Here is a 16,264-nt window from a genome sequence, read left to right as displayed (position 1 = left end):
CGAACAAAATCTGGCTCGCCTGACCTTACCCATGGCCCTGTTTCTCCCTGTTGTCCTCACCATAGACATCATCAAAAGAGTAACCGATGCCGCCGAACAAGGCGCTATTGAATTTACCGTAGATGAACAGTTGAATATTAAAAAGTTAATGACCAAGCTGAGTATTCTACATGGCGTGATTACATGTTCTCTGGTATTAGCGATGCTTTTCTTAGGGCAGTATAATTTCTCAAAGGATTATAAGTTGGATGCTACGGCGATGGCTGTTGTTGTGGGGGTGTTGGCTGGGATTTTGTCTGTGGTGTTTGTGTATTTGCCGGTTTGGAGGTTGAGGAGGTGGATGTGTAGGAGGATAGAAACAATCACTATCTAGGATATAATATAAAGTCTAAAATATATAAAAGGTCCTTTTCTAGGACCTTTTATAATTGAGTTGTTTTGTAAATCATATTAATTTCCCACCATTCCATTTACAAATGTATCAACGAAACCAACAATTCTATTTAATATTCTATCACCAATTTCCCTAGATTTGAGAATGCTGGGTCTACCTTCTACTCTAAGGTCTAATATTTCTTTTCTTAAAGGTTCTCTCTCACTAAATACATAATTTTCTATTATTCTTTCTGTTTCCTCTTTAGATAAATTTTCGGCTCTGATTAATTCATCTAATGCCTTTTCTTGCTCAATATTCCAAAACTTTTCAAATTCATTAGGAATAGTATCTTTATCTTCAATATGTGGCAAACTTTCCTGAATAAACTTATCTATTAGTTCTCTTTTACTTCTTAGAGAAACTTCTGTATTTAAAAGATTGATAATATCTTTTTCAATACTTTGTTTTGATTTAGAATTTTGTTTAGACTTAAAATTTATTAATAATTGAATAATATAAGTCACGTTAATAGTATCTCGCCTTATTAGCTCTAATTCAAAATCTATATCATTAAGAATTGATGTTTTTTGAACACTGCTTTTAAGATTTATAGATTCTTTTAAGTCCTGATATTTAGAGCTATATTTCATAAAAGAATCTTTATCTAAATTAAGATCATCCCAAGTAAACTCTGTATAATGGCTCATTTTTTTGTGCAAACGCATCAATTCACGAAATGCCAAAATAAATTGTAATTGATCTTCTTCCGTATATAGTCTATCAACATCTTCAACTCCTGGAGCTATTTCTGATAATTTATGAACAGCCTTTTCAAACTTTTCTACATATGCTTCATAGGGCTCTACAATAATTTCATCTATTGCTTCTTTATTACTGAATAAAGCAATTGCTTCATCTGTTTTTTCTTTCAAATTTCTAAAACAAATAATATTACCTTGGGTCTTATTTTTATCTAACGTTCTATTCGTACGACTAAAAGCTTGAATTAACCCATGATATTGCAGATTTTTATCCACATATAATGTATTGAGGTTCTTACTATCAAAACCTGTTAGAAACATATTAGCAACCAAAAGGATATCAGCTTCATGATTAGGATGCTTTGATTTATTCGCTACTGCATTGTAATATTTATAGAAGCCTTCATTATCTTTAATATCTTGAGCTTCACTAAACATTTCATTAAAATCCTGAACATATTTTTCCAATAACTCTCTGCGATGAGGAATATAGTCATTTCCATATTTTTGTTGAGATTCAGCAACCAAGTCAAATCGAGAAGCTGCTTGCTCTTCTATCGGGTCTTCATTTTGAGCATAACTAAAAATAGTCGTTATTTTCAAGTCATGTTCTCCATTTAGTTTTTTTTGTTTAAAAATCTCATAATATTGAATAACCGCATCAATATCCTGTACACACATCATTGCACAAAACTTTTTATTTTGTGTTTTTTGATTATGATATTGAATTATATAATCAACAATTGCTTCTTTACGTTCTGGTGCTTCAAAAACTTCAGATTCATTAATTTCCTCTATTTTTAAATCAATAATATGATCCTTCTTCTTGAAAGTCTGAATATATTCAACTGAAAATTTCAATACATTTTCATCACGTATTGCATCAGTAATTACATATTTATGTAAACACTTTCCAAATAAACTTGTAGTCGTTTTCATCCCATCCGAGTTTTTCTCTAAAATAGGAGTCCCAGTAAAACCAAAAAGTTGAATATTCGTAAAGTAACCAACAATATTTTTATGAGTATCTCCAAATTGTGAACGGTGACATTCATCAAAAATAAATACCATTCTTTCATTTTGAATGGATTTCATTTTAAATAAGCTCCTACCAGATATAGCATTATTTAGTTTCTGAATAGTTGTCACAATAATTCTAATATTAGGATCATTAAACTTTTGAATCAAATCATCCGTATTAGTTGCTGAGCTTATTGAGCCTTTACTAAATTTATCATACTCCTGATTAGTTTGGTAATCGAGATCTTTTCTATCAACAACAAAAACTACTTTTTTAATTGCAGGTATTTTAGATAAAATCTGACTTGCTTTAAAACTGGTTAAGGTTTTACCACTTCCTGTTGTATGCCATATATAACCATTCCTTTCAGTATTATAGCCGTTCAAAATTTCATTTTCAGTTACCTTTTTTATAATACTTTCCACCGCATAATACTGATATGGTCGCAATACCATTAAACGTTTATCAGTCTCATTTAGCACAATATATTTACATATCATTTTACTAATATGACAAGGCTCCAAGAATGTATCTGTAAAACCATTTAATATATTATTAAGCTGATTATTACTTTCATCAGTCCAATGAAAAGTCTGAAGATATTCTTGGTTATGCGTACCAAAATTGCTAAAATATTTAGTATTTACACCATTACTAATGATAAATAATTGAATAAAATGAAAGAGTCCTTTTCCCGCTCCAAAACTATGCTTTTGATAACGATTGATTTGATTGAAAGCTTCTTTCATATCCAAACCTATTCTTTTGAGTTCTATTTGAACCAAAGGCAGTCCATTTATTAATAATGTAACATCATAACGATTTAAATATGTCCCGTCAATTGTCACTTGATTGGTAACCTGATATTCATTTTGGCACCAATGTTCCACATTTAAAAATTCAAAATATAGATTATCTCCATTATCTCTTATAATATGATGTTTTTTTTCACGTAGTGTTTTAGCTTTTTCGAATACTGATCCTTTATTGAGAATATTTAATACTTTCTTAAACTCACTGTCACTAAACCGTATATTATTATGTATTTCTATCTGAGCTTTTAAATTTGATAATAGACCAGCTTCATCAACAATAGTAACATATTTATATCCCAGTTTTTGTAATTGTATAATCAATTGGCTTTCTAAAGCCTGTTCGGATTGTTTGCTCAAAATAATTATGAATTAGGAGGTTCTTAGCTTTGTTTTAATTTTTGTATAAATTTAACAAAAGTATTCTGATTGTACAGCTCCTAATCCATAATCAAATAAACTTATCTTAAAGCTTTAAACATTTGCTCAATAGCCTTTTTCTTCTGTTCCATATTTGGATGAACATAAAGATTCAAAGTGGTACTTATATTGGAATGTCCCAGCAATACACTGACTGTTTTATAATCACAGTTACTTTCAATACATCTGGTTGCAAAACTATGTCTTAAGCCATGAAATTTAAGTTCAGGCATATTTAATTCCTTCATAAGATTTTTGTAATAACTGCGGTAAGTTCTTGGTTCAGTAGGCTTAGAATCATTGGTCAATACAAAGAATGAAGAATTAACAATTTTTTTAAATGGTTTTAAAATCCTTAATAAATCCTTACTTATAGGAATATCACGTATTGAATTTTTGGTCTTTGGAGTATCAAGGATTAATTCTGTTCTTCGGTTCCCATCTTCTATAACATATATCCTTTGAATAGTTCTATTCACACTAATAACTCCATTATCTGTATCAATATCGTCCCAAGTAAGAGCACATACTTCTCCAATACGCATACCTGCACTTAAACAAATATAAACGCCCAGATTTCTAAATGTAAAATGCTCCTGTATATAGTTCATAATTTTTTTTTGGTCTGCCTTAGTTAGAACTTCGACATTATGTCTTTCACGCTCTGTCGGATACTGAATGTCAAAAGGAGTATAATTCAACCATTTATTTTTAGAACCAAATTTTAGTATCATTTTTAAAACAATCAGAATATCTTTAATCGTTTTATGGCTTAATCCTTTTTCAAGCTTTTGAAAAACAAAATTCTGAACGTCCACTTCTTCAATTTCATATCTTTCACCAAAAGCTGGTAATAAATGATTTTCAATTAAAAGCATATAAGCTGAAAAACTTGATTTTTTCACATACTGTCTTTTGTCTGCTTTCCACAGGTTAATTACTTCTGAAAGTTGTTTTTGTTTATTCATTATTTTTAAAATTAAAAAAGCAGCAAAGAAAGCAATAATGGATTAAGGATATTTAATCTCCCAGATAACTTTGAACTAAAGGTTCCCAATTTGAGATTTCCAGGGTTTGAGGGGGAATGGGAAGTGAAAAAGTTAGGGGATATTGCTAATAAAGTGAATAGTGGCAAAACTCCATTAGGTGGTGAGGCTATATATATAAAAGAAGGCATACTTTTTATACGTAGTCAGAATGTCAATAATGATAAATTAGAACTAGAAAACTCCACATTTATTCCAGAATCAGTAAATAGTCAAATGAAAAATAGTATTGTCAAATCTAATGACATATTACTTAATATAACTGGAGCATCATTGGGCAGAAGTTGTGTAGTCCCTAATGATTTTAAAATAGGAAATGTTAATCAACATGTTTGTATTATAAGATTAACCCAACAATACAGTCCACGTTTTATTCAACCGATATTCTCTTCTAGTAAAGGTCAAAATATATTTAATAATCTACAAACAGGGAGTGGTCGAGAAGGTTTAAACTTTGAAAATATCAAAGGAATTAGATTATCTATTCCCAATTTAAAAGAACAGCAGCAAATTGCTTCATTTTTATCTTTAATAGACGAGAGAATTGTAACCCAAAACAAAATAATTAAGGAGTTAAAATCGTCAAAACATTCATTTATAAAAAAAATATTTACCCGAGAACTTAGATTTAGAGATAATAATGATAAATATTATCCAGAATGGCATGAAAAAAGAATGAAAGATTTATTTACTTTTAAAGTTACTAATTCATTTTCTAGAGAAAAACTGAATTATGAAAATGGAACAGTAAAAAATATTCACTATGGGGATATTCATACAAAATTTCAAACTCTTTTTGATATTAAAAAAGAAATTGTTCCATATATAAATTCAAATATAAATATCACAAAGATAAGTGAAGATAGCTATTGTAAAGAAGGAGATATGATATTTGCAGATGCTTCAGAAGACTTAAATGATGTGGGTAAAAGTATTGAAATTATTAATTTAAATAATCAAAGAATATTAGCTGGATTACATACAATTTTAGCTCGACCAATTAGTAATATATTTTCAATTGGATTTTGTGGGTATTTATTTAAATCACAAAAAGTTAGAGCACAAATTCAAAAAGAATCTCAAGGTTCTAAAGTTCTGAGTATCTCAGTTAATAGATTAGCTAATCTCTCTTTATCTATTCCATGTTTAGAAGAGCAAATCAAAATTGCTAATTTGTTTTCATCTATGGATTTAAAATTAAATACAGAAAAACAAATATTACAAGAATTAGAAAAACAAAAAAAGTTTTTATTACAACAAATGTTTGTATAGTAATTTATACAAACATTTGTTGTAAGAGATATTTCTTTTGTGTTTCAAGCTGTTCTAAAATTGCTTTTTCGGTTTGGATTTTTGACTCGATTTTAGATAGAAAAGATGCTATTTGCTTTTGTTCTTCTATAGAAGGAATATTAATTTTAATATCAAAAAAATCAGATATTCCTACATTTAAAAGACCATGATTTCTAGCACCTTCTTGAGCTATTTTTTCAATTTCTAAATTTTGAATCCCTGACTCAAAATATTGCTCCATGAAATCTATACTTACTGATTCATGAAACCTAAAACAAATGTATAGTGTTGAAACAACTCCTTTTTCATACCTTTTTAGTCTTTTTATAGCTCCCATTGGATATCCGTTTGAATAGCTCTTGTTATACGCAAAATCATTGGTTATAAGAAAATAATATCCTAAAACATTTTTCGAAGAAACTGACTTATTAAAGAAATCGAGCTGACTTATTAATCCCAACTGAGCTGATATTGTCAATACATTTTGATTATTCTCTGAATTTTTCTGAGTTATTCTGTTTGAAATATCGCTCAATTTGCATATTTCCCATTCGGGAAATTTATTACCAAAATCATCTTTAAAACTTAGTTTCTGTTTAAATATGTCGTTTCTTAATTTTTGAATTAAGGATTGATAATGTAATAGTATTTTGTTTTGGGTTACAATTCTCTCGTCTATTAAAGATAAAAATGAAGCGATTTTTTTTTGTTCAGGAAGTTCCGGAATATTAACTTGAACATTTGAGAAAGTTGTTTTATTTATAATTGGAACTGCTTGTTCTGCAGATAGTGCTTTTATTTTTGGAGAATAAAATTCCAGTAATGAAAATAAAAAATCTTCATTGTTTTCTAATGTGACAATGGAATTAATTTGTTGATTCGTAATACAATCCCTATTTGCTTGCCCAACTTTACCAATAGTTGAACCAATACAAACAAATAAGGAACTACCCTTTTTTATTTTTCTTCCTTTTTTGAATCCTTTTTCAGTTAATGTAGTTTTGCTAACCTCAATATATCTATTTGTCTGAATATCTACTGGAGAAACAAATAAATATTCCCCTTCGTAATATGATCTATTGTTAGTTGGAGGAGTTGAACCTGTAACAATTTCTCCAATTTCTTCCAACTTCTTTGTTTCCCATTCCCCCTCAAACCCTGGAAATCTCAAATTGGGAACGTTACTTACTTTTAATTTCTTATTTGTCATCTTGATAATTTAAACTTCGTTATTATAAACATTAAGGATTAAAAAATTAAAAAACCAATCCTAGTTCTTTAAAATAAACATCAATTTCTTTATCAAGTTCAGCACGCCTAACTTCCAGAGATTTAATTTCTCGCATTACAGCCTGAATATCAACTTCTTCTTCAACTTCAAAACTATCTACATATCGCGGTATATTTAGGTTATAATCATTTTCTGCAACTTCTTGCAAAGTAGCTAAATGACTATATTTCTCAATTTCAATTCTATTTCGATAGGTATCTACAATCTTATCAATGTGCTCCTGTCGTAACATATTTTGATTTTTTACCTTTTCAAATTCTTTACTTGCATCAATAAATAAAATATCATTGGGAGCTTCACGACATTTCTTAAAGACCAAAATACAAGTTGGAATACTTGTCCCATAGAAAATATTTGCAGGCAAACCTATTACCGCATCCAGATAGTTTTTCTGCTCAATAAGATATTTTCGTATATGTAATTCCGCCGCTCCTCGGAATAGAACACCATGAGGTAAAACAATTGCCATTGTCCCATTTTCCGCTAAATGATAAATCATATGCTGTACAAATGCAAAATCTGCTTTACTAGCAGGAGCTAATTTGCCATATTGACTAAAACGGTTGTCATTCAAAAATAATGGATTTGCACTCCAATTAGCTGAAAATGGTGGATTTGCCACAATAGCTTCAAAAGGCATATCGTTCAAATGTTGTGGATGTTCTAGGGTATCTTCCTGTTTAATATCAAACTTAAGATAATGAACTCCATGAAGTATCATATTCATTCGGGCAAGATTATAAGTGGTACGATTCATTTCTTGTCCATAAAAATTATTGACATCTTTTACTTCTCTTGCAACACGTAGTAATAAAGATCCCGATCCGCACGTGGGATCATAAACAGATTTTAATCTATTTTTTCCTGTTGTAACAATTTTTGCCAAAATTTTAGAAACCTCTTGGGGAGTATAGAATTCTCCTGCTTTTTTTCCAGCACCACTGGCAAACTGACCAATCAAATATTCATAAGCATCTCCTAATACATCGAGCTCTGTATGTTCTAGTTTAAAATCAATTTCATCAAGATGTACTAATACCTTTACAATAATAGCATTTCTTGCTTCTGCAGTTTTTCCCAGTTTTGTACTATTGAGATCCATATCTTCAAAAAGATTATCAAAGTCTTCTTCACTTTGGGTTCCCATTGTACTTAATTGGATATTGGTTAAGATTTTTTGTAAATCTTCCAATATAAAAGTATCATAATCACTACTTCCTCGTTTTGCTATCTCACTAAATAGCTCAGAAGGTTTTAGAAAATAACCTAACGTTTCTAATGCTTCCTCTTTAACTGCATCGATATATTCTTTCCCTTCCGGAGTATTCTCTTTTATGTCCCTGAATTGAATATTATCTTGTTTCAATATTGAATTAGCATAAATCTCCATTTTTTCAGCCAGATATTTGTAGAAAATAAATCCTAAAATATAATCTCGGAATTCATCCGCATTCATTTTTCCTCTTAGCGTATTAGCAATATTCCAAAGCTGCTGTTCTAATATTTTCTTTTGTTCTTCTGACATTTACAATGAGATTATTTGATTAGGGATTATTAATCCTTAAGGAGGCACTAAAATACTAAAGTTTTTAATTCCTATTCATATTGTAGACACAATAAAAATTTATATATATATTTAAAGCGTAAATACTATTAATTTCATGAACACCTTCGGAAAAACCATACGCCTGTTCTTCGTAGATGGCACCCCAAACAGTCTCACCACCGCAGAACTTAGCAACTGGACGGGGATAGGAATTAGAGTTCCCCGTATCAAAGTAAGAGAATTCAGTAATAGAGCAGAGTTTAGAAAACCAGGTGTCTATATTCTGATTGGTAAGGGAGACAATAATGAAGATGCAGCTTATATTGGCGAAGCGGAAGTGATTGCAGACCGCCTTTCAAGCCATATTGCCAATAAAGAATTTTGGAATGAAGTATTATTCTTTGGTAGTAAAGATCAATATCTGAACAAAGCCGGGGTAAAATATCTGGAAAACCGTCTCTATGAACTGGCCATCCATGCAGAACGCTACACAATTAATCAGAATATCCCTACCCGACCTGAACTCTCTGAAGCGGAACAAGCAGAATTGGAAGAATTTTTATCTAATGTCAAAATATTAACCGCATCATTAGGACATAAGATATTTGAATCTCTGGAAGAAACTGTTGAACAGAATGAGACGAATCAACTTATCTTATTCTGTAAAAATGGAGCCGGAGCAGATGCGAAAGGGAGTCCATCTACTGAAGGCTTTGTTGTCTACAAAGATTCTCTTCTAATGATATCAGAACAAACTTCATTACCTAATAGTATAGTAGCAGAAAGAAGGAAAATGTTAGAAGAAGGAATTTTACAGATAGAGAATAGTTTTTATAAACTTTCCAAAGATTACATCTTTACATCATCTTCAAGAGCAGCAACAGCTATACTGGCAAGGTCGTCAAGTGGCCCTGTAGAATGGAAAACTGAGGCAGGAATTCAACTCAAATATTTAGAAATATAATTTGAATAATATTGTTGAGATTTTTCGGAATGACAAAAAGAGGTTAGGTTCTCAAAATATATGATACAAACAATATTTGTCATTCCGGAGGAATCTAACCTCACATATTTCATCTTAAACCATTAAGAAAAAATTAAGCATATAAGAATATTAAGAAGAGCTCTGCTTTCAGGCTGCGGCTAAAGAAAATCTTTGATTTTCCTCTAAAGTGAACTTTTTATACGGTATTATTGTAAACTAACTTAAGTGAACTAAAGTGTTTTTAATCAAAAGCTTTATGACTTTTATGGTTAAGCTTCTCAGAACAATAAACTTTGATTCGAAAGATGATTTCTCTAAGTTCTACGCCAATCATAATACTTTAACAACCTTTATACTCAATCCCCAGATAAATTTTCGTTCTTTTGCAAAAAGTTTTAATTTTTAAATAAGCCCATGTCGAAGTTTGATGAAATCCGGTATTTTCATGATCATGAAGTGAATGAAAGATTGCAGAGCATAGCCCGTGATCCGATGATGAAAGCACTGATGACCTTTACTTTTCCCGGTGTGGATGAGCAGGTTTGGCTGGAACAGTTTAAAGAGGTCCACTCCATAAGTGATTTCCAGCATCAGTTTGTAGCGTATGCCGTTCGTCAGATTCTTGCCAAGAGTTCTGAAGGATTAACCACTTCAGGTTTCAATAAGCTTGATAAAAATACCTCTTACCTTTACATTTCGAATCACAGGGATATTGTACTGGATACTTCCCTGCTCAATCTGGTTCTGCTGGAAGGAGGCTATGTGATGACAGCTTCAGCCATTGGGGACAATCTTGTGAAAAGAAACTTCCTGAATGTTTTGGCTAAACTAAACCGCAATTTTTTAGTTCAAAGAGGCTTGTCCATTCGTGAACAACTTACAAGTTCACAAACCCTGTCTGAATATATTGATATGCTGCTGCACGAAGAAAACCGCTCCGTATGGATTGCCCAGCGTGAAGGCCGTGCTAAAGACGGGAATGATGCCACTCAGCAAGGGGTTTTAAAAATGCTGGCTATGGCAGCCGGAGACCAATCATTAATTGACTATTTTAAAACATTAAAGATTGTTCCTATCTCCATCTCTTATGAATATGATCCTACAGATTCTTTAAAAATGCCTCAATTGCTGGCACAACACAGAGATGAGGAATACATCAAAGGAAAAAACGAGGATTTTAATACCATACTCAGCGGAATTTTAGGACAAAAGAAAAGAATTCATATCCATGCGGGTGATGTTATTGATACAGAATTGGATGATATTGCCGCTACGATTGAGAATAAAAACAAGCAGCTACAGGCTGTTGTACAATTGATTGATGATTCCATCATTAAGAATTATAAACTTTGGCCTACGAAATATATAGCCTACAATCTGCTCAACAATACAGACATTTACGCTTCTCAGTATACAGAACAGGAAAAACAATTGTTCATCCGAAGACTGGAGATGCGTATAGATCCGTCTGATCCTGTTTCTAAAGAGTATTTCCTGGCAATGTACGCTAATCCTTTGGTGAATAAATTAAAAGCTGAAGAGAAGTAATTTCTTTACCCACAGATTTTCTCAGATCAACACATATTTTAATAGAAATACTTAAAAATATTATTTAGCCACTAATGCACGAATGAATAAAAAATTCGTGTATTAGTGGCTAAAATTTTGAGAGGTTTTATAAACGCAAAGATTTTATATTCATTCCGTAAAAGTTTAAGGGAGCAAAGAATTGAATCAATTTCATTGATTCTTACTAAGCATACGAATAGATATAAAGCTTCGTCAGCGACAAAGTCGCGTTTCTTAGCTTCCTTAAAATATTCATTATTCCCCTTAAACCTTTGCGTTTTAAAAAAAATAATTTAAAACCACAGATATGCACAGGTTTTAATACAAAAACTTAGTTGAAAATATTTTTTGACCACTAATGCACGAATGGATAAAAAATCCATGAATTCGTGGCTAAAATTTTGAGAGGTTTTATAAACGCAAAGATTTTATTCATACTGTACTATTTCAAGGGGGCAAAGAGTTGAATCAATTTCATTGATTCTTACTAAGCGTATGCATAATATCCTCATGCTTCATCAGCGGTTTACCGCAATCTTAGCCTCCTTAAAAATAAACCTCCCGAATCACTGTATCTTTGCGTATAAAGTCTTTACTCTCAATTCTATTCACATCTTTCTTGTATTTTCCCGTAAAATAAGAATAGTAAATATTCTGATCTTAAAAATTGCTTCAGCGGCAAAATCCGCATGAAAATAAATTCATAAATACCATTCAGGCTAGGATCAGAAGCACTACCCTTTACGGGATTCCGTAATTTTATTCAGGCTGTTGTTTGTAGTTTCGGCATTATAAAACAATGTGTTTTTTATAACCTCATTCAACAAACAACAGATATATTATGAATAAAAAAACGACTCCTGCAGATCTCTTTTTGGGAATTCTTGCATTACTTCTGATCAGCGTAAGTTTTTACCAGACCTGGCTTGGACTGCAACAGATCTTTGGCCCGGCCTCATTTGTCATTGCCTTGGTTTTGTCACTGCTGCTTCTATTTCTGTGCTGGATGCTGAGAAATGCTAAACTGGCTGGTAAACCTACCGGAAGCCTGGTGGGAATTTATATTTTCATTGCTTCATTTTGTTTCATCGCTAATTTTAATGCTTTGTATACAAGGTTTATGAAAACGGATATTTATACGGATGAGCTTCGTGACATCAATAAAAACTTCACAGCTCTTGAAAATGATGTGGAATCGAAGCTGAGCTATAAATACAATAAAGCAACGACTCAGAATATTGAGATCAAGAAAAAGCAGATGATGGAGCAAATCAAAGATCCCGGAAATAAAGGAATCGGGACGCGTGCTCAGCTGTTGATTAAGGATATTGAAAGATTAACAGGCCAGAAAGTTGATTTACTGACTCCTGTGGGTGAAGATTACGAAGACCTTGCAGAAAGAATGGGAAAACAGATTGATAACATCGTTTCTGATCTTTCACCTGAAGAAAGACTTCTGAAAAATGATATCAATAATGCCGCTTTTAAATGGAATAAAAACATCCAGGAACTTCTGCTTTTATCTAAAAAGGATAAGGATGGACTATCCCAGGGCCTGATTGATGAATCGCTTGCGGATTACAATAAACTGGGCAGCAGAGCACAAACGGTTCTTGGAAATGATAAAATCCATTTTGAGCCTGTTGTTTCAAAAACGCAGCAGGTCGGAAAAATCGGTTTTGCCTTTGAACACGCCATTAAAAACTTCGGAATGTACCAGTTTGTAGTATTGGCAGGCTGTATTTTACTTGATTTTGTGATCGTTATTATCATTTTATTGGTAACAGATTCAGGAAGCTACAGTGGAAACAGCGGCGGAAGCGTATTTACAAACAAAAGAAGCGGTAAAACCATTATCCCTAATAACTAAACCATGGAAACTAACGATCATTTAAAACCATTATCTTTTGAAACTGAGGAAGCTCTAAAACCTTTATCTTTTGATTTTCAAAATGATACAAAAACAGATTTTGTTCCCATTGCCAAGACCATTTCCAACGATATCAGAAATAAGGAAAGTAACTTTGTTTTTTTCTTCGGAACTGCAGAATCAGGAAAGTCTGTGATCCTTTCTTCAATGCTCTATTATCTTCGTTCGTATGCCGGCGTTTTAAGGCCTAAACTGGGAACTCCCAACTCTAAAGAAGCAAATGTCTTACTTTCTGATTTTTTTGAAAATATCCGACAGGGAGTGCTTCCCAACAGAACGACAAGGGATCAGGTAACCCGTCTGGATCTTGTTTTTGAACCCAATAACCGGTCAAAAAGAGTGATTCCTATAGATCTTACTTTTCTTGAGACCTCCGGAGAAAATCACAATGATATCCGAAGAGGCGGCAGCTATCACAGCAGTATAGAAATCTTCCTGAATGCCAATATTCCGCTTACTTTTATCATTGTCACCAGCTATGAAACTGCGTATAAAGACGACTCGCTGATCAATGAATTTCTGGATGAACTGGAAAGAAAAGGAAAGAATTTAAAATCGGTGAATGCCATTCTGGTCATCTCCAAATGGGATAAATCCGGAAGAATGGATGTGGAAAGTGCCGAAGCTCTTGATGCTTTTATCTCTGAGCATCTTCCCATGACGTCCCAACGCATTGATACGTATGGATTAAGCAAAACGTATTATACCATTGGAAGTATCCAGAATACCACAGGAAGTGAAAAAATCGACCTGTTGAATCTTTCAACAGCGGAAGTGCTTGCCAAATGGCTCTACAGAAGTATTACAGGCTATGATCTGGATTATGAAGGAACATTCTGGGAACGTATAAAATTTAGTTTTACAAATTAATGGACAGTACATATTTTTTCTCTGCATTCGGGACTTTTGGGAACCCAAATGGCTTTCGACAATCTTTTTTTCTGGGGGCAAACCAGAGTATTGCCAAGGAAATCAGAACTTTTGATCTAAAAACGGATGCTATTAAACTTTTTCCTCAAAGCAATATCTATTCTATCCGGAAAGATTATGCCGGGGGATGCAACCTCATCTCCTACTCTGTTTATACGTTTGCCAAAGAACAGAATTCAGACAGGGGTGGAACTTTTATAGGATCAAGCCTGCTTTTTGTAAATAAAATTGCTTCTGAAGGACTTATTATCAACGCTTTGAATGACTTTCAGAGGTATCTTGAGAAAAATAACCTTTCAGAAGGAACTATTATGGTCAATCATTCTGATCATTTATCCATACAGGTGCCAAAAGATTTTGATAAGATAGGATTCAATCTCAGGGAAATTGATGAAGTAGATTTCAACAAATCCAGTAATAGTTATCTTGTGGTTTATTGTGAAACCAATCCTGCACAGCTGCAGACATTTTTCAGGAAATCCATTGATCTTCTGAACGTTTATGATACGATCTACTTCACCCAAAGCCATGAAATTGGAGAATTTGTAAAACAAAAAAGGATTTTTAAAATTGTAGATGCCAATGGTTTTAAAACGGAACTTGATCACCTTGAAGAGGAAAGACGCAGGGCTCTTCAAACCGCTATTACCGATCTGGAAAGGGAGAAAGAAGGATTAAAAGATGAGAAAACAAAGCTGATTGAGGATCTCAGCATACAGATCGCTCAAAATGAGAAGCGACACCAGGAAAATGAAGCTAAAATAAAGGAATCTAAAAACGGAATTGAGGTTATTCGGAAAGAATATGACCAATATTCGGAAAAAATAGATCAACTTATTCAGTCTCTTAAATCGGATGGAAAGGTAGAAGCAGCAAAAAAGAGACATCAGGAAAACAAACGGTTATTTGCAGATATTCTTCATCAAAACAGGAATATAGAATCTCTTTCATCTCTCTCTTCAGCCAGTGGAAGAGTTCAGGGAAAGGTATCTCAACCCTACGCGAATACTAATGGTCTTTCGGGCTTTCACAGTTCCGGCAGAAATGAGGAAAAGGAATTCAAACTGGATGGATTTAAAGTGGCTACCCTGGTTTTATCATTACTGTTAATTGCAGCCTTAGTGGTATGCTTTATATGGATGCCGGAGAAATATGTGAAAGAATTAGCTCTATAATCCCTATTTATATTGAAAAAGAGGTGGTTCAAAAGTTCTTTGAGGCACCTCTTTCGTTTATTCTACCAATGGGAAAAACTTATCGGGAGAACAAAATATATTACCATCTTATGTATCGTTTTGAAAACTTAAAACTCCTCCGGTGAAAGACTCAATATAAACTGGAAACTCCCTGTTTTTTTACTCCCATCTTCTATCCTTCACCTCAATCTTCCATCCCATTCAACTGAAAGCCTTATCTTCGTGGAAAATTTGACAATATGAAAAAAATGATATTTCTGGCTTCGGCTGTTCTGGTATTAAATTCATGTGTAGTAAGAACTGCCACTAAAGTGGTGTCGGGAGCGGTAAATATAGGCTATAAGGCGGTAAAAGGAACTGTTAATGGGATCAGCTGGGCAGTAAGCAAGGCAAAGGGTAAAATAGATGAGGACCGTTTGGATGGAACCTGGAAAGTGGTAGGGGTTTACAAGGGTTCTTTTGAAGATTTTTCAAAAGATCAGAATCCTGACGGCGCATTTACTTCAGACTGTACAGAAGGTTTTGACCAGATCATTTTTAAGGCTAAAAAATCCAAATACAAACCTGTACACTGCAGCTCACAAGATGAAGACTGGGTAAAATACAAATTAGAGTTTGGGAAAAACCCTTTAACCAAAGAAAGAGAAAACTATATTGAATACAATTCCAACAACTATATTTCAGTGATAGATGCCAACAATAAAACCATGGTTCTGGAAGGCAACCTGATGCCTAAACTGGCATTTTCGGGAGCTAAATTATATCTCCTGGAAAAGGTAAAATAGGATATTGACATAAAATACCGGAAGAGCCTTTTTCTTGCAGAAAAAGGCTCTTCCGGTATATACTATCTTAAAAATTATTTCCGGAGCATATCTATCTCTATGTTATTATTATCTTCTTTGACTGCTTTCTTCATCTCCATTTCTCTCTCCCGGATATAGGCGTTTTTATCTACCATGGCTCCATTCACATTTATCTTATCCAAATCATGAAGAGTTACCCGTAATGATTTGGCCGGGTCATTCCTGCTTTCTGAAAAAAGCTGTTTATATTTAGGAAAATCAATATCTACTTTATCGCCGAAA

The 16,264-nt window shown here is 32.9% G+C and carries 12 protein-coding genes and 1 pseudogene; 8 read left to right on the top strand and 5 right to left on the bottom strand.

All coding sequences use genetic code 11. The annotated features are described in order from the left end of the window. Window positions 1-373: pseudogene (locus BBH99_RS20410) on the top strand (hypothetical protein); the annotation flags it as partial. 77 nt (window positions 374-450) lie between these two features. Here the strand turns inward: BBH99_RS20410 and BBH99_RS20405 are convergent. Together BBH99_RS20405 and BBH99_RS20400 are read right to left on the bottom strand one after the other, a co-directional pair. Then, window positions 451-3,330, bottom strand: coding sequence for a type I restriction endonuclease subunit R (locus tag BBH99_RS20405; RefSeq protein WP_066700089.1), 2,880 nt, complete (start codon window positions 3,328-3,330; stop codon window positions 451-453). Window positions 3,331-3,431: 101 nt separating this feature from the next. Continuing rightward, a complete protein-coding gene (locus tag BBH99_RS20400; protein WP_066700088.1) occupies window positions 3,432-4,358 on the bottom strand; it encodes a tyrosine-type recombinase/integrase in 927 nt (308 codons plus the stop codon). Between the two features lie 90 nt (window positions 4,359-4,448). On the opposite strand from BBH99_RS20400, the gene BBH99_RS20395 reads away from it, so the two are divergent. Further along, a complete protein-coding gene (locus tag BBH99_RS20395) occupies window positions 4,449-5,708 on the top strand; it encodes a restriction endonuclease subunit S (RefSeq protein ID WP_066700087.1) in 1,260 nt (419 codons plus the stop codon). Between the two features lie 4 nt (window positions 5,709-5,712). On the opposite strand, the gene BBH99_RS20390 is transcribed toward BBH99_RS20395, so the two are convergent. Together BBH99_RS20390 and BBH99_RS20385 are read right to left on the bottom strand one after the other, a co-directional pair. Further along, the gene (locus BBH99_RS20390) at window positions 5,713-6,939 is read right to left on the bottom strand and encodes a restriction endonuclease subunit S (RefSeq protein WP_066700083.1); all 1,227 of its coding nucleotides are present in this window, start codon (window positions 6,937-6,939) and stop codon (window positions 5,713-5,715) included. 46 nt (window positions 6,940-6,985) lie between these two features. Next, window positions 6,986-8,545 carry a type I restriction-modification system subunit M gene (locus BBH99_RS20385; RefSeq protein ID WP_066700082.1) on the bottom strand — a complete coding sequence of 520 codons (1,560 nt, stop codon included), beginning with the start codon at window positions 8,543-8,545 and terminating at the stop codon, window positions 6,986-6,988. A 136-nt stretch (window positions 8,546-8,681) separates the two neighbouring features. Here BBH99_RS20385 and BBH99_RS20380 point away from each other — a divergent pair, with 136 nt between their 5' ends. From BBH99_RS20380 to BBH99_RS20355, 6 genes are all read left to right on the top strand, one after another. After that, entirely contained in the window at window positions 8,682-9,530 is an 849-nt protein-coding gene (locus tag BBH99_RS20380; protein ID WP_066700080.1) for a GIY-YIG nuclease family protein, read from the top strand. A 435-nt stretch (window positions 9,531-9,965) separates the two neighbouring features. After that, entirely contained in the window at window positions 9,966-11,099 is a 1,134-nt protein-coding gene (locus BBH99_RS20375) for a 1-acyl-sn-glycerol-3-phosphate acyltransferase (protein WP_066700078.1), read from the top strand. An 862-nt stretch (window positions 11,100-11,961) separates the two neighbouring features. After that, window positions 11,962-12,990, top strand: coding sequence for a hypothetical protein (locus tag BBH99_RS20370; protein WP_066700076.1), 1,029 nt, complete (start codon window positions 11,962-11,964; stop codon window positions 12,988-12,990). A gap of 3 nt (window positions 12,991-12,993) precedes the next feature. Continuing rightward, the gene (locus tag BBH99_RS20365; RefSeq protein ID WP_066700075.1) at window positions 12,994-13,920 is read left to right on the top strand and encodes a hypothetical protein; all 927 of its coding nucleotides are present in this window, start codon (window positions 12,994-12,996) and stop codon (window positions 13,918-13,920) included. Beyond that, window positions 13,920-15,155: a hypothetical protein gene (locus BBH99_RS20360; protein WP_066700074.1), complete on the top strand. Its 1,236-nt coding sequence runs from the start codon at window positions 13,920-13,922 to the stop codon at window positions 15,153-15,155. Before BBH99_RS20365 ends, BBH99_RS20360 begins: the two co-directional genes overlap by 1 nt. A 260-nt stretch (window positions 15,156-15,415) precedes the next feature. Next, window positions 15,416-15,961 (top strand): hypothetical protein, encoded by a 546-nt coding sequence (locus BBH99_RS20355; protein ID WP_066700073.1) that lies wholly within the window; start codon window positions 15,416-15,418, stop codon window positions 15,959-15,961. Window positions 15,962-16,035: 74 nt separating this feature from the next. Here BBH99_RS20355 and BBH99_RS22595 read toward each other — a convergent pair. Next, window positions 16,036-16,264 (bottom strand): hypothetical protein (locus BBH99_RS22595; RefSeq protein ID WP_165601973.1); only part of this gene is annotated, 229 nt, incomplete at its 5' end.

This window comes from Chryseobacterium contaminans (genome assembly GCF_001684955.1).
In the GTDB taxonomy this organism is placed as follows: Bacteria; Bacteroidota; Bacteroidia; order Flavobacteriales; family Weeksellaceae; genus Chryseobacterium; species Chryseobacterium contaminans.
The sequence above is the reverse complement of the archived record's forward strand: the minus strand, read 5'-3'. Positions and strand labels throughout refer to the sequence as shown.